The organism is Desmonostoc muscorum LEGE 12446, from assembly GCF_015207005.2.
In the GTDB taxonomy this organism is placed as follows: domain Bacteria; phylum Cyanobacteriota; class Cyanobacteriia; order Cyanobacteriales; family Nostocaceae; genus Nostoc; species Nostoc muscorum.
This window is the reverse complement of sequence record NZ_JADEXS020000001.1, coordinates 1,053,540-1,078,747: the sequence shown is the minus strand read 5'-3', so window position 1 is coordinate 1,078,747 and position 25,208 is coordinate 1,053,540. Positions and strand designations below refer to the sequence as shown.

Here is a 25,208-nt window from a genome sequence, read left to right as displayed (position 1 = left end):
ATGGCAATAAATTAGTCTGAATGCGATCGTGAAATACCATTGCAGATATTCTTATCAGCTTCTTTTTCTTTTAGCTCCTCACTATTTTTGAGATAGTCCTGCACCCAATTACAGGCACTAACCAAGAGCGGATCTAGAGTTAGCTCATCTAAATGCCACAAAATAATGGTTTTGTCATAACTAGCAGAGGCCAAGGTTTCACCATCGGGGCTGAAGGCGAGACTTGTGAGACTGGCTTTATGCCCACTGAAGGTTTGGAGTTCTTTACCGTCTTTGACATTCCAGAGTTTGATGGTTTTGTCATAACTAGCAGTAGCGAGAGTTTTACCATCGGGGCTAAAGACTACATCTATAACCACACCATGATGGCCTTTAAGAGTACGCCGTTCCTTGCGGTCTTTGACATTCCAGAGTTTGATAGTTTCGTCATCACTAGCAGTAGCCAGGGTTTCACCGTCGGGGCTAAAGACGACACTTGTGACCTTTTTATCATGCCCTTTAAAGGTATGCAGTTCCTTACCCTTTAAATCCCAGAGTTTGGCGATTGTGTCATTACTAGCAGTAGCCAGGGTTTGATCCTTAGGACTGAAGACGACACTTCTTACCACATCCTCATGCCCTTTAAAGGTATGCAGTTCCTTACCCTTTAAATCCCACGTTTTGGCGGTTTTGTCATCACTAGCAGTAGCCAGGGTTTGACCGTTGGGGCTAAAGACGACACTTCTTATCACTTTGTTGTTACGCGCTTTGAATTTTGTGAATAAGACTAATTTATTGCTATCTAAATTCCAGAGTTTGATGGTATCGTCATCACTAGCAGTAGCCAGGGTTTGACCATTAGGGCTAAAGACGACACTTGTTACCGCTTTGTTATGCGCTTTGAATTTTGTGACTAATTTATTGCTATCTAAATTCCAGAGTTTGATGGTATCGTCATCACTAGCAGTAGCCAGGGTTTGATCCTGTGGACTGAAGACGACACTTGTTACCGCTTTCTTATGCCCTTTGAATATTGGGAGTTTATTACCCTCTAAATCCCAGAGTTTGACGGTTTTATCATTACTAGGAGTAGCCATAATTTTACCATCGGGGCTGAATACGGCGCTATTAAAGCCGAACTCACCCCCTTTAAAACTTAGCAGTTCCTGTTTGTTTAAATTCCATACTTTGACGGTTTTATCATCACTAATAGAAGCAATAATTTCACCATCATGGCTGAAAATGACGCTATTTACATTATCCTGATGTCGGGTAAAGGATAGGTTTTTTTTTGGTTTGTCTATATACCAAAGTCTGGCGGTGTTGTCATCACTAGCAGAGGCGATAATTTGACCATTGGGGCTGAAGACAATGCTATTAACCTTATCTTGATGCCCACTCCAATCATGCTTTTTTTCGCCAGTTTTGACATTCCAAATTTTAATGGTCTTGTCATCACTAGCAGAGGCAATAATTTGACTATCTGGGCTGAAGACAATGCTATTGACCTTACCTTTATGCCCACTCAAATTATGCTCTTTTTCACCAGTTTTGACATTCCAAATTTTAATGGTCTTGTCATCACTAACAGAAGCCAGAATTTGACCATTAGGGCTAAAGACAACGCTATTAACCTTTGCCTTACCCCCACTCAAATCATGCTCTTTTTTGCCAATTTTGACATTCCAAATTTTAATGGTGTTGTCATCACTAACAGAAGCCATCATTTGACCATTAGAGCTAAAGACAATGCTATTAACCTTTGCCTTACCCCCACTCAAATCATGCAGAACTTGATGATCTTTGAAATTGACATTCCAAAGTTTAATGGTGTTGTCATCACTAACAAAAGCCAGGATTTGACCATTAGGGCTAAAAACAACGCTATTAACCTTTTTAGGTAGACTCAAATTATGCTCTTTTTTGCCAGTTTTGACATTCCAAAGCTTAATGGTGTTGTCATCACTAACAGAGGCTAGGGTTTGATCATTAGATCTGAAGACAACACTTGTCACCTTTCCCTCATGCCCACTCAATATGTTGCGCTCTCTGACTCCATAAACTACTTTCTGTAACGCTTCTATAATCAAGGGGTCGGATAAGTTTTGTTTTTTTAAGATATTGGCTGCCTTAATTACTTCGACAAGTGCATCTAAATCTTGATTATCATTAAGGAGTGATAAAGAATAACGAGCTAGTGATTGAGCTTGAGTAATTTCTGCATGTTGTTTCTGAGTTTCCGCGTGCACCCACAAGCCAGTACTAACAATCAAAGCTACCACTGCTCCCCCAGCTATTCCCCAAGCTGTTCTGATTTCCCGACGACGATGCGCCTCTTTTTCCTTTTCCTGGCGCAGTCGCAATTTCACGCAAGTATTAACATACTCAGCTTCCACCTGGTTCAAAAAGCTGGATTGTTTCGCTAATAATTGGGCATTTTCTAATCTTCCACCCCGATGCACCAGATAATTCTCATCTTTTTGCTGGTTTTCCCATTCCAAAGCCGCCTGACGGATAGTTTCTCGTAGTTGTAAATTGATGCGATTTTCATCTAACCACTTGAGCAACCGCGGCCAATAGCGAATTAAGGCTTCATGAGCGACTTCCACTTCTTCACGATTCGTAGACTCGTCTACACTCGTCACCACCAATCGCGCCCCTTCACCAGCTAAGCGTTGCACCAACTGTTTGGTACTTGCCAAATCACCACCGGCAGGTATCAGTTCATCTAACCAAACTCGCCGTCTAGTGTCCCGGCGTTTTTCTCCTTCCAGGGCGTTTTCATCCAAGCGGGTTAAGCGGATAAAGATATTCTTAACTTGGTCTTGTTCTGGGGATGATAAGGTATTGTAAACATCATCGGCAGTTTGAGCGATCGCCATATTCACACCACCGATCGCCTCATACTCCACAGCACGCAACCATCTACCATGTCGCCGTTTCCACATCTCCAGCAGTGCGTGTTGCAGCAGTGGCATGGCTCCTGGCTCACCTTGCACATCATCCAAAATCGAGTTACTCAAGCCTGGTTCAAACCGTAACCCCACTTGGGCTGCTTGCATTTCCATCGCTTTCCGCAATTCTGCTGCATCCATTGGGCCAATTAGTTTTTGCCTAGCTTCCATCAAATCTTTCAGATTGGGGTAGATAGCACACTCACCCCAAAAATCTGCCCGCATGGTAATTACAACTTTTTGATGTGGAATCAGGCTTAACAATTTTTCGATGAAAGTTACCCTCTCTGGTTCATCAGTACACAGGGTAAATAATTCCTCAAATTGGTCGATTACTAATATTGAACATTGCCCTTGCAGTGGAGAAAGACTAGTTTGCAGTTTTTCTATGGGGTGAGAGCTTGGTGTCATGTATGCTAACTGCAAATCAGGTTGTTTTTCCTGTAGCAGCGGTATTAAACCCCCTAACACCACCGATGACTTACCACTACCAGAAGCCCCTAACACGGCTAAAAAGTTGTGTTCAGTCAGCTTTTCTTGGAGTTGGGTAATGAGTTGTTCTCGCCCAAAGAAAAACTCGCGGTTTTCCACCCGAAAAGGATACAAGCCCCGAAACGGACAACGAGAATCATAAATCGGTGGTTGGCGATCTAATGCCAAACCATGAAAGTTGATGTCTAGTATTTCCTCACAGAGGTTGTGAATGTCTTCTAAAGCTTGTTCTCGTTCTTTGAGGGCTTCTTTGCTTAAGGCTGCGACATCTGCCCCTAGCGTATTTTTTAGCTGCTGTGCTATGTCTGCAAACTTCTTTTCGAGAATTGGCGATCGCTCTGGCAATAAGTTTACTATCTGCCCTAAACCATATTCTATTTCAGCGTTGGTCAATTCTCGGTCAAGCTGGTCGCTGAATAAAGGTCGTCCCCCCAAACGGCTAAACAGTGCTGGTACAGTCACATCACCACGTTCTGCCAAAGCCGCTGTCGCTTCATGTAAAGCTGAATCCACCTCTCCTGACTCTCGAAGTTGCTGGTAAAATTTCTCTGCTAGTGCCTGAGCCGTCTTGATAGTAACTTTTTCAGTCATCGCTATCACCGCAGGCATACCCAAATCCCGCACCAAGCGCTGTCCTAATCCCCCCAATCCTGCTTCTGCTTCCGGGCTGGCGCTCTCACAAGTGCAGAGAAAAGTCAAGTGAGGTAAGCCTCTAGCTCCCCTTAACACGCGCACTCTTTCCAGTAATCTTGTTGCTGTCACCACCTCCACTGTATTATCAGCTTTTGACCAGTAGAGGACAGTTTCCCCATCATCCATTACCCTCCCGTGGCTGACAAAATGTAGTATTGTATACTGCTTTGTTCTGTCAGTTAGGTGAGCACAAAGTTCATCTAGAGTGGGTAAACCAATAGCATCATCAACTGCTGCGAGGACATCTGTAGGAATATCTCCCAAGGACGAACGTACACTTTTAACAGTAGCTTCTACATCAAAAGTGTCTAATTTATACCGCTGGGAATCTGATGGACTCGCCACCAGTAGCAGCGCCCGCAAATCCCGCCGCCCAATAGAGGGAAAGAGTCGGTCAGTAATGGCAGGAATGTAGAAGGAAAAAGGCACCCGTTGGTTAATGGCTAACATCTGCCAGTACCCATCAATAGGAGCGCATAGCCTTTCCCAACGTAAGGTTCTGAGTTCTTTGTCTGCGGCTTCAATAAACAGCAACACCCGCAGTGTTTCTTGATTGTGACTCAGTGCCCTGACAAATCCATCACGCACGTCATCTCGTAACAGCGCTTTCCCCAAAAACGTACCGTAATCCTGTACCCGTCCTAAAAGACTCGTCAAATGTTGCAAATTTTCATCAGTCAGCTGGAAATTACCTTCCAATCGCAATGGCAGAAGCACACCTGGTTGACTGTGTTCCACAACAACTGGCCAATTATCTCCTGATTTGCGTTGAATGGTAATTTCGAGGGTGTTCATGATTGGGGAGTGAGGAGTGGGGGGATGGGGGGATGAGGGGGATGTGGTTCGACTTCTCTACGAGACGCTACGCGAACGCGGTAGTTGAGCGTAGTTGAAACTCACCAACCGGGAGATGAGGGGGATGAGGGAGAGAATTTCACCCCAATCCCCATTCCCCAATCCCCAATCCCTAATTCAATTTCTTTAAGGTTTCAAGTAGACTAACTGTAGCTGAAAGCGCTGCCTGAAGCTTTTCTGTACGGTCAGATGAAGCTTGCTCGACTGTCTTGGCAAATAGTTCTAGCGCTTGGTTCAAGCTTGTTTGGGCTTCCTGGATTGCAGATGTATTAGATACCTGGGGTGTTGTCGGTGCAGCGGGTAAATTAACTGATGCAATCACCGAGCGATCGCCTGTGGAATTATCACCCACAACTAACCGAACTGCGGGGTCGCCAATAATGGCATAACTACGGGCATCGTTGTTTGCCGTCCACATGTCAGACAAATTCATGGGATCGGGTGTCGCACCATATTTAACTTCTTCTAATTCGGTACTCAAATCAGATGAAAGTTCAGCGTAGCGTTCGTTGAAATACTCAACAGCTGACCCCACAGGATGACCTTCTAGCAGTCTCTTGAGAGTACTTTGAAAAACTGCCAATTGTTTGGTAGATTTTTTGCTATTGCTTCCCCACATAAAAGAGCAACCCCAAGCCCGCTCCACATGACCGATGACAGCTAAAGCACCACCGTTGGGATGACTCAATAGACGGCGGGGTAGAGGAGCAACAAAGGCATTAGGAGCGATCGCTAACCTTTCGTTGGAGCCTTTTCTATGGGCAAACTCATCAAATCGGGGCGTACCAGCACCATAACAAGCAAAGTGAAAAGCTATTAGCCCTAGCAACCGAGCATCATCGCCAACATCGTCCGCAGAAAAGTAAAATTCTTCGGGAATTGGTTTATTACCCCATTGATCTCTCCCAGGCCAGTCCTGACAGAGCAAAGCACCCTGATGGCGTAGTTGTCGCTCATCCCCATTAGGAAAGCCCATGCCATGACTCGCTGTGAACAGCAAAGCAGGTGTTTCTTCACCACCTAATAGTTTTCCTAACCGCGCCTTTGTGGCTTCTTCTGCAAGTAAAGTTTGTACTGCCCAACTATTGTCTTTCTGTTCATCAAGCATCCAATCCGCTAAGGGCTGAATCAAGTTCTCAGCACTGAGTTCAGTGGCTTTATCACCCTTAGTATTCACACCGAAAAAGCTAGCTTTACGAGCCAGGTTTAAATTAGTAGTTTCAGCCTGTACGACACTGCGAGCATACTGAGCATATTCTTGGGGTGTATCAAAGTAGATGCGACCCACCGCATACTGGACATCAAGTTGATACTGAAAACGATAAGGAATAGTTTCTGGATCGCCAACAATCAACAGATAATAAGGCATTTTATCTGGGTCAGCAGGACCAGGGCCAACTCCATGACGCGACAAAAATTGATTCTTCAATTCCCCCGGACGATAGATATATTCCTTATAATAATTTTCGTTATTTTTCGTAGCTTGCTTTTGTCGATGCTCTAACAGTTCCTTGAGTGCTTCCTTGAGTGTTTCCTTGATTGCTGGGTTGTCATTATAAGCAAAGATAACTCCCCAACCTGTCTCTGCAAGGTTTTTAGGATCTACTCCTTCTATGGGCGCAAAGTCGGGTTCTAAACCTTTAACATGCAAATCCTTTCTCTTGAGTTCGCTGATTTCTATAGGATCGAACTCTTCGCCCTGAGCAATTTTAGAAACCTGTTCAGGTGTCAAGGGAGGCAACAAATACTCTCCTGATGCACCGTCAATTCCATTGAAATATAGCTCTTGTGTCAGTTGTTTTACACTCATTTTACGTAATCCTTCTATTTCTAATTCAGTAACAATGTTTAATTAGCTACCAAACGCTGCCGACCACACAGCATGAGCTACTTCAGGTTTATCAATGGCATTGTGAGCGCCCATGAAAATATCTAGGAAGCTAGGAGGAACGACAATATATTTACTACTTTCTAAGTTGTAAATTTTACCGGGTTTAAAGTCGTAGGATTCTTCTAGGGTGAGCATACCTTTTGGATAGTTAATAATTTCCAAACCATCACCCTGAATTCCATAACAACCAATGCCACCAACACCAGGATAACTTGGGGTATCAACGCTAAAGTCTATATCTTGACCACCAAGTATTCCTAGTGTTCCCGCCATCGGATAGGCATTTTTGACGGCCTTATCATGCTTAGATTGGGTAGTAACAATTGGTCCTGCAACTTTACCCTCAGTAATAATAGAGCGGAAGTAACCAGGAACATTGTTTCTATGGGGAACATTTGAGCAGAAAGACCAGAGTGATAAAGCGCCTTGTATTAAGACAAGAGAATTAACTGGACGGACTAATTTACTATTTTGAGTACCTGCTACGGTGGCTGAGACAAAAATACATCCAAAACTGTGTCCCATCAAATGAAATCCCACAGTCTTATCTGTCACTTGTTGAAGGCTTTTTAACAAATTGAAGCCGCTGGTTTGACCAATTTTCCGAGCGCGGTCTTTCATCTTCCAGAAAGATAACAATCTCGGAATGTTCAAAAATGCATCGGCTGCCGATTTCACATCATCGCCAATTCCGAAGCTGACATCTTTGCTTTCTTCTGCAAGGGTAGTTTGATATACACCATCAGGATCTAAATTTAATGATTCGTTTTCGCTCCACCCATCTGCATCTTCTCCTTCACTGCTCAAAGATGCTTCCTTAATCAAAACCTGACAGGCTGCATACACCTCTGGTGGTAGTGTATCGGGTGCAACGTCATATTCTTCCGCTGCTGTAAAAATTGTTCTGAGCGCTTCTTTAGCAGCTTCAGTATCACTTATCCTCTGAGAATACTGATTAATTAACTCTTCCTGAGAATTATCTGTGGTGTCAAAAGATACAATTGTTTTGTTTGGTGACAGAGCATTCAGATCTTCATCTCCCCAAGGCTTACTAGGCCAATGCAGACCAATTATCAGCGGGCGAAATCCTGGTCGCAGCTGTTGCATTTTTTGAATATCAGCTCGGTTTTTACCCATAGCTCTAATCCATTTGTCGTACTGGTCTATTGCCGCAGGAACATCACCTTGCCACCCGTGACTCATCAAGAAAACATCTGTGATTGGCTGCTCAGGCTGCCTAGATTTAGATAAGACATCTAGTACTATTTGGCTGATTAGCTTCCCATTTTTTTCGCGTTCATTGCCATTAGCATCAAAAGCGATTAAATAGTAGCTCAAAGAAGTTCCAACTAATGTTTCTGGCATGTGTAAATCCTTCTAATTCAGTGTTGAATTTCATTCAAAGAACAAGGAAAACAGTGGATTAATTCCACAAAAATGTTGGCTGCTGTTGGATAACAGCACCCCTACTTTTTTGCCGAAAATTACTTGGGCAAATATTTATCCAACAAATTATTTTGGATACTCAGTAAAATGGCAAAGCTTTAGTGTTTTTTTGCACTCTTTGAATCTTTGCGCCAATCTACAGTTTCATCGCCATTAGTCAGATTTTGGCGCATCTTTAATTAACGCCAAAAGCTCCTAAAAGCTACTAAAAACCCTTGTTGCGTCACCAGTCATATCATGTCCGGTTGAAGACTTATCATTAGGGCTGACGTGGTGGACGCTCTGAGGCACAGAGATTTAATAATAAGTGTTTACCGATATTTGATATCAAGAGCTTGTAATTTTTTAATACGTACCACGGGTGAGATCATTGGTTACAGAATAACTTTACTCAGTCGAAATAACATGAGTGATAATACTGAGTTTAAGCTGAGTTTTACCTTACAGCCGTTTTCATCTATTTGAACCACAATCCTTTGTAGGGTAGCACCGCTGTCATTGGTGTCAACTTAACGTAAAATTTATGTCCCGCAAGGAACTGAAGTTCCTTGCTAATAGCAAAAGTAATCTTTAGATGACTAAATATTGCCAAAAATCTTTAGTCTACTGTTAGCCTTGAACTTGAGTTCAAGGCGGGCGACAAAGCCAACAGTGAAGCTATTTGTAGCTTAAGTTGACACTAATGCACAGCTGTGCGCCCCTAGCCTATGGTTTGATTACCTGAAAATTGCTTTAAAAAAATAATTCTACGTCGGTAACGCAGCGCAGACGGAAATGAAGGCTTCAGGAGCATCTGCAACGATGCGATATCAAAATTTCAACTACATCTATGTCTTGAAATCTAAATCTGGAGTGGACAGAGCTTTGCCCACCCCAAAAAATTAAACTTAATGGTGGTGATGGTGATGGTGATGGTCAGCTAGTTGGGGATTAACTGCCAAAGTTTCCTCTGATAATAATTGTGCAATATGAGCGTCAGCCCATTGGGCGGCGATCGCTAAAAATTCCGGATGGTCGTTAACGCAAGCCATTTGTACGTAGTTTGTACCAGGATGCTGTTTTTCCAAAGCATGGATAATGTGATGCACATCCAACAGAGTTTCGTGGTTTTCCGTAGCAAAGCCTATTGGCATAAATACCACTACTTTTGCACCCAATTGAATCAAGTTACTTGCTGCTTGATGTGCATTTGGCTGTGTCCACTCAATCAGAGGGGTGTCGTGATTGAGCCAACCCACTGAGATTAAAGGATAGCGGTTAATCAACTTATCCCGTACTAAATCGTATAGCGCTTGACTTTCGGTAATTCCAGAGGTAAATCCTTTGGCTTTGTGGGGACAGCCGTGATTCATTAGCACAATACCGATTTGAGAAGGTAGGTAAGCTGCTGCTAAACCAGCGTTAATTTTCTCCTCAACTAGATGAGCCATCAAATCGATGTAGGCTGGTTCGTTGAAAAAAGAAGGAATGTAGCGCTGTGCTTTAACCCAGTGTTCTTCACCATCAGTCAACTCAACGAGAGCATTGTTAACTTGCTCGATCGCAATCCCACTAGTAAAAATAGAATCAACCACTAACAGTGGATAAATTAGCAGCTTATCGAAGCCTTGGTTTTTGATTTCTGCTAAAACTTGGTTGGGCAGAAAAGGGGCGCAGAAGTTGAAAGCTTTGAAAACTTGAACCTTATCACCCCATTTTTCTTGTAAATTCTTCTCAATCCCAGCCCGTTGCTGTTCAAAGATGGCGTTGTGTGGGGAGATAAAATCGTGGTGTGTGTGTCCCCACTCGTGGCGGTCAAATAGCGCCAAAAGTTTTGCTAGGGGCGGATAAATCCAGGTTGGTACTGGTGCGAATTTTGCTGTCAGGAGATTTAATGCCTGTTCGTTATAGTTGGCAAAATCTTCGTAGCTTTCGACTTCGCCGTAGCCCATCAGCAATACGGCTACGCGGTCTTTACTTGATAATTCTTCGTGAGTATGTTGTAGTTTTTCGGGCGTTGCAACCACAATAACTTCCTCAATATAATCCAGAGTGCAGAGAATTTAAACTTAGGGAATAGCTGGAACACTTTCCCTACTAGTAAATTATTATCCCATCCGGGGGGATAGGATGGGTGGAAAAATCAAAATAATACATCAAAAGACATATAAAACTTAGGTGGGTATGGGGCATGGAAAATTCAACCAATTCCCCATCTGCTATATCGCTGGAATAGCGAAAGCAGTTAAGATGCCGAAAAGCTAAGTTTCGGTGAAATTAATTTGGTGCAGCTCTTTGCCAAATATGTCTATCAAGATTTAAGTCTTCAACAATTCCCAACATCAAGTTGAGAGTTTCAAAATATTCTCTTAAAGGCGCAAAATTTAACACACTTTTATATAGATTAGGGTCAAATATATTATTTTCTACTGCTTCTTCAATGGCTATGTATATCATGTCATCAACAAAGGAAATATAAATATTTCTATTGGTTTTCTTGCGAAATTTAACTATTTTATCCATTAAATTAGTAGATAAGACATAACGTGCTTCTATTTGGTCATCAGCATAAACAGTGAAAAGTTTAGCAAATTGTGGATCTTCTAATTTAATTAGCTGTTTTTTAGTATGATTAAGAGCATGAATATTAGCCTTGATAACTTTTGGCTGAACAATTGTAACAGTCTGCAGATTATTGTTAAGCTTAGCTTTAAAAAATAATCCTTTAAAAATTAAATTTGTTCGGGTAAATTGATTTGTTAAAACTTCAGATTCAAATTTTTTATATTCAATATTTTGGCCGCGTAAAATATGATTAATTATATATGAAATTATTTTGATAAATCTGAAAATTAAAGCACTAAATGTAAATGGTAAAATAAATATGAACAAGGATATAACACGTATAATTGAAAATATAAACAGATAAATTACATTGGATTGAATTATTGTTTCATATCTCCTAACCATAAAAAAGATAATATCTAAAAAATTAGTCCAATCATGTTTTAGTTCTAATTCTGCGCGAATATTCGAGAAACAGATATCAATACCATTGATTTTACCATAAATATAAACATCACGTTCAATATTATTTGGATTGATAAGTCCTTTAAATAGTTCGCTATGTTGAAAAGAACTAATAGTATTTTTACTATCTTCTTTTGAACAATAATTAAGATATTTTAAATTCTTATTTTGATTTGCAAAAGCAAATATTTTCTCAGATATTTTGTATGTAAAATCGGCAAAAGAGCCTTGAAAAATTGTCGAATAAAAAAATATCCAAATCCAAAAAACTAATAAAAATGCCAACAAATAATTGAAAAAATAAAAAAGAAAAACTATAACTGTAGAGATAAATAGTACGGCTATTGGTGTAGAGTGACTTTCAAACAATGAAGGTTCTTCAATATAAATATAATCGTTGATATCAAAAGATATCATGGAGAGAAGCTTGAACGTAATAATTAAAAAAGATAAAAAAAGTAGATGAAGAGTAATAATAGATAATAAAGCTTGTTTCCTTCGACATTCAAATACTTTTAATTCGCCCAATAAATTTTTCTGACAAAATACTTTGAATTCTTTTAATGTTTTTGGGGTAAACTTTTCAATAGCTGGTTCGGCTTCTTCTGGTAAGGTTTCAATTGGTGCAGTGGTAGACACATCAATATTGTCTATAAATAAGTCTGTAAATAAAAGTCGCCTTGCCCATTTTCTCGTTGCTTCGTGTTGATTAATCAGGAGTTTTTGACAAAGAGCGATCGCTTGATTAATTTGCCCATTCTCCTGATATGCCTTTATCAGCCATTTATGTGCTTGTAAATAATTTTTTGTAGCTGGAGAAGCAGCTTGACAGAAAATTTTTAATGCTTGAATTGCTTTTTGATAGCGCTTTTTAGTAAGAGCTTCATACCCAGTATTTATCCTGACTTTTCACGGGATGTGGAAAAGGGGATTGGTTCGCGATAGCTGGTCGCGAACCAATCCTCTGGACTTAAGATAATTTGCGTCCTCTAATATTAAGGTGCTTGTAGTATCGTATTTTGGGGTGCAAATGAAACTATTAGAAGCAAACCCGTACCGCGATTGTGATTTTGGTGACAAACGTCTGACCGACAGAGCAGTGTTAATTGCGGAGGCTTTAAAAGTAAAATATGGTCATCCTCTATCAGAAATATTTCAAAGCGCTAGTGACCTCAAACGTGGCTACGAATTCTTTTCTAACCCCAAAACAACTTTTGAGAAATTGACCCAACCATCTTTTAAACAGACGGCACAAGAGATTTATGGCATACCAATAGTATTAGCGGTAGGAGATACTACTTATCTGGATTATAAAAAAATATTAGAAAAAAGAGATGATTATGGGCCTACGGGCAATGGTGGGAACGGACTAATTTTACATAGTTCTTTAGCACTAGACCCAGACTTTGGTCAGCCACTAGGACTATTATGGGAGAAATTGTGGCATCGACAGCACAAAGCATCTCCACCACCAGAGGAAACATCTACGGCAAAAAAAAAGCGATTAAAAAAAGAACGTTTAATCGCCAAGAATAGAGCTTTTAAAGAGAAAGAATCTTATCGATGGGTTGAAGTTTTTCAGAAAGTAAACAAATTATTTAAAGGTTTAGAAATGCCTGATGGGGGACTACTCTCAAGAGTAATTCATGTCTTTGACCGTGAAGGAGATATTGCAGAAGTATTCGCACTTCAACGTAAAAATAAAAATACAGGTGTAGTTGTCAGAGCCGCTCACAATCGTTGTTTAGAAGGAGAAAACTCTTATCTATGGGAGTATGTAACATCCCAGAAAGTGCAGTTTATAAAAGAGATTGAATTACCTGAAACTAAAAAGCGAAAAGAAAGAACTGCCACCTTGGAGATCAGGTATTGTCCAGTATCAATAAATCCTCCTTCTCGGTTAAAAAAGTCAGGCAATTTTAACGTTTACGCGCTCTTTGCAACAGAAATTAATGTGCCAGATGGATGTGAGCCAATTACGTGGATGCTACTGACAAGCGAGTTAATAACAACACAGACAGAAGCATCTCAAATTCTTCGATGGTATACGTATCGCTGGCGGATAGAAGAATATCACAAAATACTAAAATCTGGCTGTAAAGCGGAAAGTTACCGCTTGGCAGGGGAGAGTATGTCAACAATGTTAGGTTTTTTAACAGTGATTGCGGCACAATTACTGCGAATGACTTATCTACACCGGAATTCCCCGCACAGTTCAGCAGAATTGGTGTTAACAAAAATACAAATGGACGTGCTACTTGCTAGTACTCCACCCAAACAAAAAAAGCAGATACAGCTTACAGTTGACTGGGCAATTAGAGCAATTGCACGTCTCGGCGGATACTTAGAACATAGGAAGAATAGCCCTATTGGGATACAAGTTTTGTGGCGAGGCTGGTTGGAATTAGAAACTTTATGCCAAGGTTGGTTGCTACATGAAAATCTAAAATCAATATATTGATTTTAGTTACTCGCCTTTGTTAGGAGGAATATGGTTCGCGACAACAAGTCGCGAATCTAGGAGTTAATTTGATGTCGAAAGACCGAAAAACCATAGCCCAAGAGGATTTACACAAGCGTATAGATTTTGTGATCTCGATGAAGGAGCGTCTGGAACTTGAAGTAGCTGCCATACACGACTCAACGCCTGTTGCGCCACCTAGTTGTAGAATCGCTCGTTACCTAGCAAAGGGGCGTAAAGAATTTTATTGGTACTATAAACTACATGCTACAACACCAATATTTACGACTCGAAATGATGGCAAGCTATCCAAGTACAAGCATTTAGGTAAGGCTGGTAGTCAAGCCTACATAGATGCCATTGAACAAATTACTGCAAGGACTAAAATTGAAGCTTTAGATCGTTCAATTGAGACTCTCAAACAGGGTTTAAAAGATTTAGTCGAAGAAACTTCCAAATATAATAAAGAATAACAAGTGGTTCGCGATAGATTATCGCGAACTACTCTTTCTTTTCCACATCCCGTGAAAAGTCAGAGTATTTATCAGTTCAGTTGCTTGTGCAGGAGTAAGTGAAGTTTTAGCTGAATTTATTGATGATTTTTCTTCTGTAGGTTTAGCTTCTGGAAATATTTCGGCAAGATAGTATTGTGCTAATATCTGAGTCGTTTGATGTTTACTTTTGCTCAATTCTTGGCATAAGTTAATTGCTTTATCAAACCATCCATTGTATAAGTATGCGTCTAAAAGCAATACTCGTGCATATAAATATTCTTTTGTATTAGATTCTATATTATTTTGAAAAAAATTTTCTAATCCCTGAAGTGCTAGATTATATTTTTGATATTGTAATAGTTTAGCTATTCCGTTTAATAATTCCTGATTTTGTGCAGAATTGAATTTTGACATTTTTTTTAAACTTACTTATGGTTGATTTCAATAATTACATTATTTCTTGCTGATAGATTAGCTTGAAACTGTAATTTTAATTTATATTTCATCCATGAAGCTATAATGTTTGTTGGAAAGATTTCTACGGCATTATTATATTCAGTTACAGCAGAGTTATAAAATCTTCTAGCGGCGGAAAGTTGTTCTTCTACTTCACTCAATGAATATTGTAATTGGATAAAATGGCCATTTGTTTTTAATTCTGGATATGTTTCTATTACTACTATAATTTTGCTTAACATTCTCGAAATTTGGTCTTCTATAGCAACTCGGCTATTATCACTCAAGTTCTTTGAACTTGCTCTACTTCTGAGCCTGCTAATTTCTATCAATATTTGTTGCTCAAATTGCATATATATTTGAGCTAAAGTAACAAGTCTAGGTATCAAATCACTTCTTTTTTGCAGAATCACATCCACGCTAGAAAATGCATTGTCAACTTGATTTTTTTTGTAAATTACACTATTATTGTATAAGCAAACATAAATAGTAAATAATAAAATTATAAAAATAATTAAATAAATAAACATGAAATTGATTAGATTAATCTCAGATTATTTATAATCCAAATTAATAGTTTTTTTAAATAGTATTCCTTCGGAAAAATATGTGAAGCAGTTATAATTTATTCAGTACAAATAAGGTAGTATATAAGACCTTAATCTCAGATTTAAGTGATTAATACTAAAAGCTGCTATAGGACTCCGATTTGATTTCTGAAAACATACTGAGACTGAAAAGCCCGTTTTATCTAGGGTTTGATCTGAAATCTTGTTCAGAAATCAGATATGAGTCCTATATCACGATATACATCGATAACTAGGCGCAAAGATTTGTCTTACAATGCCTCATGTCCAATGCCCAATGTCCAATGCCCAATGTCCAATGCCCAATGTCCACAATAATTATTTGCCCTGGAATCCACGATGCAGCCTTCACAGAATCCTTTATATCGGGATGCTTAGATACTTCTGGTGGCTCGATAGACCAAAATCAAGGTAAGATACTGGTTTTTCCGGGTAAAGATTTTTCGAGTTTATCAGCTTTGCACATTTTGGAGTTTTTGCGCGTTAGCCTAGCTCACCGCAGGTATCCCCTAAACAACTCTTTTGAATCCCCACTAATATTCATTAGTTTTAGCGCTGGCGTAGTCGGGGCAATGGGTGCAGCTATTTTGTGGCAACTTTTGGGTGGTCGTGTCAAAGCGTTTATTGCTATAGATGGATGGGGGGTGCCACTACAAGGTAATTTCCCAATTCATCGGATGAGTCATGATTATTTCACCCATTGGAGTTCTAGTTTGCTTGGTAGTGGGCAAAATAACTTCTATGCAGAACCAGCAGTCGATCATATGTCAATTTGGCGATCGCCCGAAACTGTACAAGGTTGGTGGGTAGATTCATCCATTGGAATTTTTCCCCCCAAAGGCCATCTAAGTGCAGCTGAATTTTTGCGTATGCTGTTAAAACGCTATGAAGCAAATTAATCCGGACAATGGAGTAAGTAAATAGGAGTTAGGAATGAGGAGTTAGGAGTTAGGAGTTAAGAGTTAAGAGTTAAGAATTATTCTCCTTGTCCCCTCATCTCCCCATCTCCCCATCTCCCCACTCCCCACTCCCTATGCCCATCTACCCAAAGTAACTGATGTTTCCAACAGAACCTGCCGCTGTGAATAACGGGTTTGGCGCACTGCTAAAAAACCGTGGTTTTATGCTCCTGTGGATTGGGCAACTAGTGTCCCAGTTAGCAGATAAAGTCTTTTTTGTTTTGATGATTGCTCTCTTGGAGAACTACTCACCGCTTCCTGGGTTAGCACGAAACTCGATGTATTCAACTTTGATGCTGTCGTTTACCATCCCAGCGATTTTGTTTGGTTCTGCTGGTGGTATCTTTGTTGATCGGTTGCCAAAAAAGCTGATTATGGTTGGCTCAGATGTTGTGCGGGGAATATTAACGCTGTGTCTTCCGTTATTGCCACGGGAGTTTTTGATTCTGTTAATCCTAACTTTTGCTATTTCCACTGTCACCCAGTTTTTTGCCCCAGCTGAGCAAGCAGCCATTCCCTTGTTAGTGAAGCGAGAGAATTTGTTGGCAGCCAATGCACTGTTCAGCAGCACGATGATGGGAGCTTTAATTGTTGGCTTTGCCATAGGAGAGCCGATTTTGAGTTTGGCGAAAAGCTGGATGGGAGAAGAATACGGTCAAGAGCTTGTGGTTGGAGGACTGTACATATTATCCGCTGGAATTATGCAGCCGATTAAGTTTAAAGAACACAAACCACTAAGGGAACATCAAGGCGAAAATCACCCTTGGGCTGAATTCACCACGAGTCTACGCTATCTCAAGAAAAACCGTTTGGTCTTGAACGCTATGCTGCAACTAACAACATTATATTGTGTGTTTGCAGCCTTAACGGTGCTGACGATTCGATTAGCCGACGAGTTTGGTCTCCAAGAAAAACAGTTTGGCTTTTTCTTAGCAGCAGCTGGGGTGGGTATGGTATTTGGTGCGGCGCTTTTAGGTCACTGGGGTGATAAATTGCACCACAAGCCCTTACCTTTAATTGGATTTTTGATGATAGCTCTAGTTTTAGGAGTGTTCACTTTTACGCACAACTTATTGCTGGCGCTGGGACTGTGTGCAATTTTGGGCATTGGTGCTGCCTTTATTGGTGTGCCTATGCAAACTTTAATCCAACAGCAAACACCACCAACAATGCATGGTAAAGTATTTGGCTTTCAAAATCATGCTGTCAACATCGCCTTATCTGCACCCTTGGCGATTACTGGGCCATTAACTGATGCTTTGGGATTGAGAACTGTGCTTGTAGTTATGAGTATTGTTGTCGTACTTGTCGGTGTTTGGGCTTGGCAAAATACCCGCAGAGTCTTGCAAGACGTAATTTAACTAATGTAGGCTAATAATCTGGCTTTATTTGGAATCTATAAATTAATCAGGATTTAATTGAACTTTTCTATTAAAATGAAATCTTAACTACAGAAGTCAGCATTAACTTTAGCTATAGTCTGAGGTTTGACCGTGCGTTCACAAAGTGTCTCCGTGGGAGAATTACCTTCCCAAATCAGTATCCCACAAACCGAGAATCACAAACAGTCCCGTAATAACCCACCAGTCGTGCCCAAACGTGCATCTGGCGGTTTTGCTCTGCTTGACAGCCTTCATCGCCACGGCGTTGAGTATATTTTTGGTTATCCTGGTGGGGCGATTCTGCCAATTTACGACGACCTGTACAAGGTGGAAGCAACTGGTGCAATTAAGCACATTCTAGTGAGACACGAACAAGGCGCAGCCCACGCTGCTGACGGTTACGCACGTGCCACAGGCAAGGTAGGAGTATGTTTTGGTACTTCTGGCCCAGGAGCAACTAACTTGGTAACAGGCATCGCCACAGCCTACATGGATTCGATCCCGATGATTGTAGTCACGGGACAGGTTGCACGTCCGTCCATTGGTACAGATGCGTTTCAAGAAACTGATATTTACGGGATTACGCTACCAATTGTGAAGCACTCCTATGTAGTGCGCGATCCCAAAGATATGGCGCGAATTGTCGCTGAAGCTTTTCACATCGCCAGCACGGGGCGTCCAGGGCCAGTTTTAATTGATGTCCCCAAGGATGTAGCTTTAGAAGAATTTGACTATGTGCCTGTGAAACCAGGTTCAGTAAAGTTACGCGGTTATCGTCCCACGGTGAAGGGAAACCCACGACAAATTCAGGCAGCAATTCAGTTGATTACTGAAAGTCGCCGTCCGCTACTGTATGTAGGTGGTGGTGCGATCGCCGCTGGTGCCCATGATGAAGTCAAACAATTAGCTGAATTATTTAACATCCCTGTCACCACAACCTTAATGGGGATCGGTGCCTTTGACGAACATCATCCCCTAGCTTTGGGAATGTTGGGAATGCACGGCACCGCTTACGCTAACTTTGCCGTGAGTGATTGTGACTTACTAATTTGCGTCGGTGCAAGATTTGACGATCGCGTCACAGGCAAATTAGACGAATTCGCTTCCCGCGCCAAAGTAATTCACATCGACATCGATCCCGCAGAAGTCGGCAAAAACCGCATTCCGGAAGTGCCCATCGTCGGCGATGTGCGAAACGTGTTAATTGACTTGTTGCGTCGCTGCAAGGAAGCAGGCGTCAAGGCTACACCAAATCAAAATCAAGAGTGGTTAACTAAAGTTAACCGTTGGCGGGAAGAGTATCCCCTAGTAGTACCCCACCATCCCGACAGCATTTCACCCCAAGAAGCGATCGTCGAAGTTAGTCGCCAAGCACCCAACGCTTTCTACACAACAGATGTCGGACAACATCAAATGTGGGCAGCGCAATTTTTGAAGAACGGCCCCAGACGCTGGATTTCTAGCGCAGGTTTAGGAACGATGGGTTTTGGCGTACCTGCGGCTATGGGTGCTAAAGTCGCGTTTCCCGATGAAGAAGTAATCTGTATTAGCGGTGATGCTAGTTTCCAGATGTGTTTACAGGAACTGGGAACGCTAGCACAATATGGCATTAATGTCAAGACTCTAATTATTAATAATGGTTGGCAGGGAATGGTACGCCAGTGGCAGCAAGCCTTCTATGGCGAACGTTACTCATGCTCAAACATGGAAGTAGGGATGCCAGACATTGAGTTATTGGCAAAAGCCTACGGGATTAAGGGCATGGTAATTAGCGATCGCAGTCAATTAAAAGATGCGATCGCCGAAATGCTGGCGCACAAAGGCCCAGTAATCGTGAATGTCCACGTTACCAGAGATGAAAATTGCTATCCAATGGTAGCCCCTGGCAAGAGCAACGCTCAAATGGTCGGCTTACCCAAGCAACAGCCCAAAGCCGCAACAGAGCCAGTTTATTGTGGCCACTGCAATGCGAAAAATGCTCCAACTCATAACTTCTGTGCTGAGTGTGGGACGAAGTTGTGAAAGGGACTGGGGACTGGTGACTGGGTATTGGGGACTGGGGGGTAAAGGGATGATTAAACCCCAACACCCAATCCTGAATCCCGAATACCTACTACCCAGTCCCCAATCCCCAAATTTAGCCTTCTTTTATACGCAGAGGAATGTTTCCTTTGCGTATTTTTTATGAAACAAATATTCATATCAAAACCCATAGCATTTGTAGTTTTACTGATTCTTTTGGGAATCCTAAATCTACGAGGATGTATAAACCGTAAGGTATTACTTCCTCAAATATCACGTAACTTTTAAAGGATAATTATGCCTCAACGCAAGTTGCCCAAAGGCCGTAGTGCTAGTTCAGTTGCTATAGAACCAGAAGTTGCGATCGCAATTCTGGGACTTTTTTCCGCAGCTGCTGATGGTGAAGGTATTTCTTCGACAGAAGAATATGCCTTGAGTGAATTTCTTGGTCAAGTTGGGTTATTTGAAGATTACTCTGATGACGACTTTGAAGAATTGAGCGAGAAAGTCGTCAGCTTGATTGAAGAAGAAGAACCAGAAGATTTAGTTGCCCAAGCGATCGAATCCTTACCAAATAGAGCTTATCGGGAAGCTGCATATATCACCGCTATTTTAGTAGTGGGAATTGACGAAGAAGTACCTGAAGTTGAACAAGATTATATCTCTGAACTTCAGGAAGCCTTAAAAATTTCAGACGAACGAGCGCAAGAACTTATTGACGGAGTATTTGGAGAGGAAGAAGAGGAAGAAGAGTAATCCTTTTTGAATTGCAACCTTAGTCATCTACCATCATTAATTTGAGGTTGCTAATTTAGAGTATCGAATAATTTTGTTTGAGTCGGCAGTTGCGATCGCCTCAAGGGCTAGAAGGGATTTTCGACATTTCAGGCGATCGCATTTCTGCTTGGCAACCTGTCATATCATGTCCGGTAAAGGACTTATTATTTAGCATGACGGAAAGACGCGGGGACGCAGGGAAATTTTACAGCTATTTTCAGGTATAGCAAGGGACTGGGGATTGGGGACTGGGGACTGGGTGAAAAGTCTTTTGGTATCTAAGTTGTATCATCTGTTAATGTCCTAACCACCCTGGCTGTTGCTATAAATAGACCACATGGTAGGGGCACAGCATTGCTGTGCCCTTACGACACATGTGCTTCAAATACATGAAAACTGCTGTAATGATAAGTGATTAGCCGGACATGATATTAAACCATCTAACAATCCCCAATCCCCAATCCCCAATCCCGAGTCCCCAGTCCCCAGTCCCCAATCCCCAATCCCCAGTCCCCAATCCCCAATCCCCAGTCCCCAATCCCCAGCATCACAGCCAAGCCCGATCATATTGAACAGGCCAGAGTTTATCGTGTCCGAGTTGTTTAGCTGCGAGATGTGGCCAGTAAGGATTGCGGAGTAGTTCACGCCCCAACAGCACTATGTCAGCTACTTCTGTACGAATCAGTTCGTCAGCTTGTTCTGGAGATGTAATTAACCCTACGGCTCCTGTATGGATATTAGCTTCGCGGCGGATGCGTTCGGCAAATTGAGTTTGATAACCAGGTTTAACTGGTATGTTGATCCCTGGTATGATGCCCCCTGATGAAGTGTCAATGAGATCGACTCCTAGAGACTTAAGTTTGTCACTTAAAGCGATACTTTGTTCAATGTCCCAGCCCTTGTCTACCCAGTCAGTGGCGGAAATGCGTACCCAAAGCGGATATGTTTGAGGCCAAACCTCTCGGATTCCTTTAACTACTTCTATTAACAAACGAGTACGGTTTTCAAAGCTACCACCATAATCATCTTGACGATGGTTAGAAAGAGGTGAGAGAAATTGGTGTAGTAGGTAACCGTGGGCGGCATGGATTTCAACTACCTTGAAACCTGCTTCTAGAGAACGTTTAGCAGCTTGGATAAAGGCGTTAATGACTTCTTGAATTCCTTCAATACTTAGGGCTTCAGGCACAGGACTATCTTTGCCAAAAGCGATCGCACTACTGGAAACCAAGGGACGCCAACCTTCCTGAGATTCATCGAGTATTTTTCCTCCCTTACTCGGTTTGGCAGTGCTGGCTTTTCTGCCTGCATGAGCGAGTTGAATACCTGCAACAGCTCCAAAGTTATGAATCAATGCCACAGTTTTGGCTAAAGTTTGTATATGTGCATCTGACCAAATGCCCAAATCTTGGGGGCTAATACGTCCACGTGGTTCTACAGCTGCTGCCTCTGTTAGCACAATACCTGCACCGCCAACTGCACGAGAAGCTAGATGTATCATATGCCAATCGTTAGCATACCCATTTGTACTCGAATATTGACACATCGGTGAAACAGCGATGCGGTTGCGAAAAGTAACTTCACGAATCCTGAATGGTTCAAACAGGTGTGGCATCGGTATTGATTCCTTCTCTTGCTAGGTGAAAGAAATTTGGAAGAGGTTTGCAGTATGAACTCAAAAAGCAGCTCCTAAAGTTAAAACGCTACTTCGCTGGGTCACTGAGGGCTATCAGTGATTAAACTAGTGTACTTTTTACACCTTATTATTATGCACTGGGTATGGAGTTAAATGCTTTTTGAATCACTAGAGGTGCGATCGAGACTGACAGGAGTCGTCTTAGAATCAGGTTTTTCGGTTTGCAATTCCCAGATATCGTATTTTACTTGTTCTTGATCTACTAATAACTGTAGATGTTCTGGTAATTTAGTTGTTTGCCAAACTGACCAAATTTCTCCATATAAACATTCTCTTTCAAGTTGTCCAAAAAACATTGGTTTATTCTCCAGTAGTATCGCGGTTAATAAGTCTAATGGTCTAGTATTAGTAATAACTAAATTCGAGAAGATATAAAAAATAATCGATAATATCTATGTATAACTCTCAAATTTAGCTATTTTTATCTATCTATTTCTCAGCACCCTAATTAACAATTATTATTGCTATATATATTTATAATGCTAAGAAAATTAATAAAAATGATAGAATTCTCAATTGAGGATTGGCTATATCCAGTAAGTAAGAAATCAAACTGTCGCGCATTAAATTTACATATTTAGGGCGGGCAAGATGCCCACCCTACAAGATTTATATTGACGGTGGGTATGTAAATTAAAAAACCCTTAACTTACTTTTTTTTGGCAAGCATCATCCAAAAAGCTAGTATGTCACGACTCAAATCAAGCTACCATCCTAAATAGGTAAAAAACTTACAGCAGATCTATTCTGAACTTTTGCTTTGTTCTACTACTTAATTTGACTGGGAATTAGCCTGGTTATTCCAGGGGAGAATTCTGCCTTGAGAATCGGTAGGGAAATTGTTCCGACCAATAAACATTTGAGCAGACTGTTCTCTCAGGCCTGCTGGAGTGCCTCCAGGTTTCCAGCCCAAGGTTTCCCGATATCCACCCAAAAATCCTGCTTGTATGAGAGTTTCTTCATCGACTGGCACAGACTCATCCGCCTGTGGGGCAACGAAGAGGGCATCCGCTGGACAATACAACTCGCACATAAAGCAGGTTTGGCAGTCGCTTTGACGAGCAATTCTTGGTGGTCCGTCTGGCACTTTGTCAAAAACGTTGGTGGGGCAGGCGGAAACGCAAATATTACATTTAATACAGCGAGATTCACTAACTAGTTCAATCACAGTGTTACTAACTCCTTTTCCTTAACGGCAGTTTGTAGTTTTTGGGGCTTGACCCAGACTCGATCTAGACCACCACTCAGTAGGCGGTGGTATTGGTTCGGGTCTTGCTCTGGATAATCTAGATGTTTGTGCATCCCGCGAGTTTCTTTGCGTTCAAGGGCGCTGGCGTACATCCATCTGGCTGTTGCTAGCATTGCAGTGGCTTCCCTAGCTTGGACAGCTTGATTTTCTGGTACTGCTTGGGTGTTGCGGATTTCTTTCCACAAGTGATGTAGGCGACCAAGGGATTCTGTCAATCCCTTCTCGGTGCGGAACAAGTTGCGATCGTAGGGAAAAACTTCAGCTTGAACTGCTTTAGTCACTTCTGAAGGAACAAAACTATTGCTGCTTCCTTTCTCGGCAGCTACGCCAGTTTCCCCAAGTCCTCGCACGGAACGTTGATTAGCTTTAGTTCCTAGTTGAAGCGCGTAGTTTGCTGCTGCTTCACCTGCCCAATATCCGGAAGAGGTTGCCCAAGCGGCGTTATGACTACCACCACCAGTAAAGCCACCACAAATTAATTCTCGTGTTGCAGCATCACCAGCTGCATAAAGTCCAGGTACGGTGGTAGCACAGGTATAATCAACTATCCGAATTCCACCAGTACCACGTACCGTTCCCTCCAAACGCAGAGTCACAGGGAAAAGTTGGGTGAAGGGGTTAATGCCCATACGGTCAAATGGCAATAAAAAGTTGTGTTGGATAGTCCGCAACATCGCTTCAATTTCGGGAGTTGCTTTGTCCAGACGAGCATAAACGGGTTGAGTGAGCAGAGTACGGGCAATAATCGATCGCCCTTTTTGAGAACCAGCACCTTCAATTTCTGTGCCATCTTCGTAATAAAAGGTTGCCCAACGATAATAAGCTCCTTTGGTGACTGAGGAAAAAGCCGGTGATAGGGCGTAAGCATTGGAAAATTCCATCCCTGACATTTCGGCACCGGCTTCAGCTGCCATCAAATAACCATCTCCTGTGAGGACGTTACAGCCTAAAGCTTTACTCAAAAAGGCACAACCACCAGTAGCAATTACTACTGCTCCAGACCGGACTTGCCAGCGATCGCCTGTTTGGCGGCAAATCCCCCGCGCCCCAGCAACTGCCCCTGCTGCGTCTACTAGCAGTTCTAAAGCTGGACTATGGTCGAGTATTTTCACGCCCGCCTTGGTAATCTTTTTCCGCATCAGACGCATGTAATCATGAGCTTGTTGGAGCGATCGCCGATGGGGACGACCTTCGTCATCCACAGGAAATGGATAGCCCCAATCTGAGAGTTTATTCAGGTTTGTATAAGTCTGATCCAATACACGCTCCATCCAAGAGCGCTCTGACAGGAAACCTCCTAAAGCTTCCCGACTAGCCATTGCCGCTTCCCGTTGTTGTCGGTCGGGGGGCACATACCAAACACCAGTACCAGAGGGTGCTGTCGCTCCACTTGTACCACAGTAGCCTTTATCTACCAGTATCACTTTTGCTCCTTGGGCAGCAGCATTCCAAGCCGCCCAAGTTGCTGATGGCCCGCCCCCTATGACTAGAACATCAGCCTCTAAATCTAGCTGTGAAGAAGTGGTAGAACTATTGCCTGACTCAGATTGATATGCACTCATGATTTGCTCTCCTAAATTTTCGCCATTGGGCATGGGGTATGGGGCATGGGGCAGAGGTAGGATAATAACTCTTAACTCAGCACTCAAAGCTCCCGCATTTCCCCGCCTTGGCTTAGACATAGCTTTTAAGAAAATCCTATAATACGGTAAACTGACTGATTTACCGTATTATATTTATGAGATTTGCATAGATTGTGCTAAAAAACAAGAGGTAATTAAAATTTATTGATATAGCAATCCTGAA

The 25,208-nt window shown here is 41.9% G+C and carries 18 protein-coding genes; 7 read left to right on the top strand and 11 right to left on the bottom strand.

Annotated elements, in window-relative coordinates:
* Positions 1 to 11: 11 nt before the first annotated feature.
* From IQ276_RS04660 to IQ276_RS40660, 5 genes are all read right to left on the bottom strand, one after another.
* Positions 12 to 4,913 carry an nSTAND1 domain-containing NTPase gene (locus tag IQ276_RS04660; protein WP_193916592.1) on the bottom strand — a complete coding sequence of 1,634 codons (4,902 nt, stop codon included), beginning with the start codon at positions 4,911 to 4,913 and terminating at the stop codon, positions 12 to 14.
* Positions 4,914 to 5,085: 172 nt separating this feature from the next.
* On the bottom strand, positions 5,086 to 6,783 hold the full coding sequence (locus IQ276_RS04655) for a hypothetical protein (RefSeq protein WP_235115437.1): 1,698 nt from the start codon (positions 6,781 to 6,783) through the stop codon (positions 5,086 to 5,088).
* Positions 6,784 to 6,825: 42 nt separating this feature from the next.
* Positions 6,826 to 8,229 (bottom strand): hypothetical protein, encoded by a 1,404-nt coding sequence (locus IQ276_RS04650; protein WP_193921146.1) that lies wholly within the window; start codon positions 8,227 to 8,229, stop codon positions 6,826 to 6,828.
* Between the two features lie 968 nt (positions 8,230 to 9,197).
* A complete protein-coding gene (locus IQ276_RS04645) occupies positions 9,198 to 10,316 on the bottom strand; it encodes a ferrochelatase (protein WP_190876176.1) in 1,119 nt (372 codons plus the stop codon).
* 250 nt (positions 10,317 to 10,566) lie between these two features.
* Positions 10,567 to 11,958 carry a DUF3137 domain-containing protein gene (locus tag IQ276_RS40660; RefSeq protein ID WP_193921148.1) on the bottom strand — a complete coding sequence of 464 codons (1,392 nt, stop codon included), beginning with the start codon at positions 11,956 to 11,958 and terminating at the stop codon, positions 10,567 to 10,569.
* 391 nt (positions 11,959 to 12,349) lie between these two features.
* On the opposite strand from IQ276_RS40660, the gene IQ276_RS04635 reads away from it, so the two are divergent.
* Positions 12,350 to 13,780, top strand: coding sequence for an IS4 family transposase (locus tag IQ276_RS04635; RefSeq protein WP_193925515.1), 1,431 nt, complete (start codon positions 12,350 to 12,352; stop codon positions 13,778 to 13,780).
* A gap of 71 nt (positions 13,781 to 13,851) precedes the next feature.
* Entirely contained in the window at positions 13,852 to 14,253 is a 402-nt protein-coding gene (locus tag IQ276_RS04630) for a hypothetical protein (protein ID WP_193925513.1), read from the top strand.
* 18 nt (positions 14,254 to 14,271) lie between these two features.
* On the opposite strand, the gene IQ276_RS04625 is transcribed toward IQ276_RS04630, so the two are convergent.
* The gene (locus tag IQ276_RS04625; RefSeq protein WP_235115436.1) at positions 14,272 to 14,688 is read right to left on the bottom strand and encodes a hypothetical protein; all 417 of its coding nucleotides are present in this window, start codon (positions 14,686 to 14,688) and stop codon (positions 14,272 to 14,274) included.
* Positions 14,689 to 14,699: 11 nt separating this feature from the next.
* Positions 14,700 to 15,260, bottom strand: a complete 561-nt coding sequence (locus IQ276_RS04620; protein WP_235115435.1) for a LemA family protein — start codon at positions 15,258 to 15,260, stop codon at positions 14,700 to 14,702.
* 362 nt (positions 15,261 to 15,622) lie between these two features.
* Here IQ276_RS04620 and IQ276_RS04615 point away from each other — a divergent pair, with 362 nt between their 5' ends.
* From IQ276_RS04615 to IQ276_RS04595, 5 genes are all read left to right on the top strand, one after another.
* Complete coding sequence (locus tag IQ276_RS04615; protein ID WP_235115434.1) at positions 15,623 to 16,216, top strand: hypothetical protein; 594 nt, start codon at positions 15,623 to 15,625, stop codon at positions 16,214 to 16,216.
* Positions 16,217 to 16,374: 158 nt separating this feature from the next.
* Complete coding sequence (locus IQ276_RS04610; protein WP_193925372.1) at positions 16,375 to 17,637, top strand: MFS transporter; 1,263 nt, start codon at positions 16,375 to 16,377, stop codon at positions 17,635 to 17,637.
* 132 nt (positions 17,638 to 17,769) lie between these two features.
* Positions 17,770 to 19,680 (top strand): biosynthetic-type acetolactate synthase large subunit, encoded by a 1,911-nt coding sequence (gene ilvB, locus IQ276_RS04605; RefSeq protein ID WP_235115433.1) that lies wholly within the window; start codon positions 17,770 to 17,772, stop codon positions 19,678 to 19,680.
* A 297-nt stretch (positions 19,681 to 19,977) separates the two neighbouring features.
* Positions 19,978 to 20,436: a tellurite resistance TerB family protein gene (locus IQ276_RS04600; RefSeq protein WP_193925440.1), complete on the top strand. Its 459-nt coding sequence runs from the start codon at positions 19,978 to 19,980 to the stop codon at positions 20,434 to 20,436.
* 77 nt (positions 20,437 to 20,513) lie between these two features.
* Positions 20,514 to 20,684 (top strand): hypothetical protein, encoded by a 171-nt coding sequence (locus IQ276_RS04595; protein WP_193925442.1) that lies wholly within the window; start codon positions 20,514 to 20,516, stop codon positions 20,682 to 20,684.
* A 320-nt stretch (positions 20,685 to 21,004) separates the two neighbouring features.
* On the opposite strand, the gene namA is transcribed toward IQ276_RS04595, so the two are convergent.
* The 4 genes from namA to IQ276_RS04575 all read right to left on the bottom strand — a co-directional run bounded on the left by namA (position 21,005) and on the right by IQ276_RS04575 (position 24,964).
* The gene (namA, locus tag IQ276_RS04590) at positions 21,005 to 22,072 is read right to left on the bottom strand and encodes an NADPH dehydrogenase NamA (protein WP_235115432.1); all 1,068 of its coding nucleotides are present in this window, start codon (positions 22,070 to 22,072) and stop codon (positions 21,005 to 21,007) included.
* Between the two features lie 170 nt (positions 22,073 to 22,242).
* On the bottom strand, positions 22,243 to 22,449 hold the full coding sequence (locus IQ276_RS04585) for a hypothetical protein (RefSeq protein WP_193921375.1): 207 nt from the start codon (positions 22,447 to 22,449) through the stop codon (positions 22,243 to 22,245).
* A gap of 476 nt (positions 22,450 to 22,925) precedes the next feature.
* Positions 22,926 to 23,321: a 4Fe-4S dicluster domain-containing protein gene (locus tag IQ276_RS04580; RefSeq protein WP_193921373.1), complete on the bottom strand. Its 396-nt coding sequence runs from the start codon at positions 23,319 to 23,321 to the stop codon at positions 22,926 to 22,928.
* Positions 23,318 to 24,964 carry an FAD-dependent oxidoreductase gene (locus tag IQ276_RS04575; protein ID WP_193921379.1) on the bottom strand — a complete coding sequence of 549 codons (1,647 nt, stop codon included), beginning with the start codon at positions 24,962 to 24,964 and terminating at the stop codon, positions 23,318 to 23,320. The genes IQ276_RS04580 and IQ276_RS04575 overlap by 4 nt, the downstream gene beginning before the upstream one ends.
* Between the last annotated feature and the right edge of the window lie 244 nt (positions 24,965 to 25,208).

Coding starts and splice junctions, on each gene's coding strand:
- IQ276_RS04615 (WP_235115434.1), top strand. CDS start 15,623: ATGTCCACAATAATTATTTGCCCTGGAATCCACGATGCAGCCTTCACA.
- IQ276_RS04660 (WP_193916592.1), bottom strand. CDS start 4,913: ATGAACACCCTCGAAATTACCATTCAACGCAAATCAGGAGATAATTGG.
- IQ276_RS04575 (WP_193921379.1), bottom strand. CDS start 24,964: ATGAGTGCATATCAATCTGAGTCAGGCAATAGTTCTACCACTTCTTCA.
- IQ276_RS04585 (WP_193921375.1), bottom strand. CDS start 22,449: ATGTTTTTTGGACAACTTGAAAGAGAATGTTTATATGGAGAAATTTGG.
- namA (WP_235115432.1), bottom strand. CDS start 22,072: ATGCCACACCTGTTTGAACCATTCAGGATTCGTGAAGTTACTTTTCGC.
- IQ276_RS04620 (WP_235115435.1), bottom strand. CDS start 15,260: ATGTTTATTTATTTAATTATTTTTATAATTTTATTATTTACTATTTAT.
- IQ276_RS04655 (WP_235115437.1), bottom strand. CDS start 6,783: ATGAGTGTAAAACAACTGACACAAGAGCTATATTTCAATGGAATTGAC.
- IQ276_RS04635 (WP_193925515.1), top strand. CDS start 12,350: ATGAAACTATTAGAAGCAAACCCGTACCGCGATTGTGATTTTGGTGAC.
- IQ276_RS04600 (WP_193925440.1), top strand. CDS start 19,978: ATGCCTCAACGCAAGTTGCCCAAAGGCCGTAGTGCTAGTTCAGTTGCT.
- IQ276_RS04630 (WP_193925513.1), top strand. CDS start 13,852: ATGTCGAAAGACCGAAAAACCATAGCCCAAGAGGATTTACACAAGCGT.
- IQ276_RS04610 (WP_193925372.1), top strand. CDS start 16,375: ATGTTTCCAACAGAACCTGCCGCTGTGAATAACGGGTTTGGCGCACTG.
- IQ276_RS04625 (WP_235115436.1), bottom strand. CDS start 14,688: ATGTCAAAATTCAATTCTGCACAAAATCAGGAATTATTAAACGGAATA.
- IQ276_RS04650 (WP_193921146.1), bottom strand. CDS start 8,229: ATGCCAGAAACATTAGTTGGAACTTCTTTGAGCTACTATTTAATCGCT.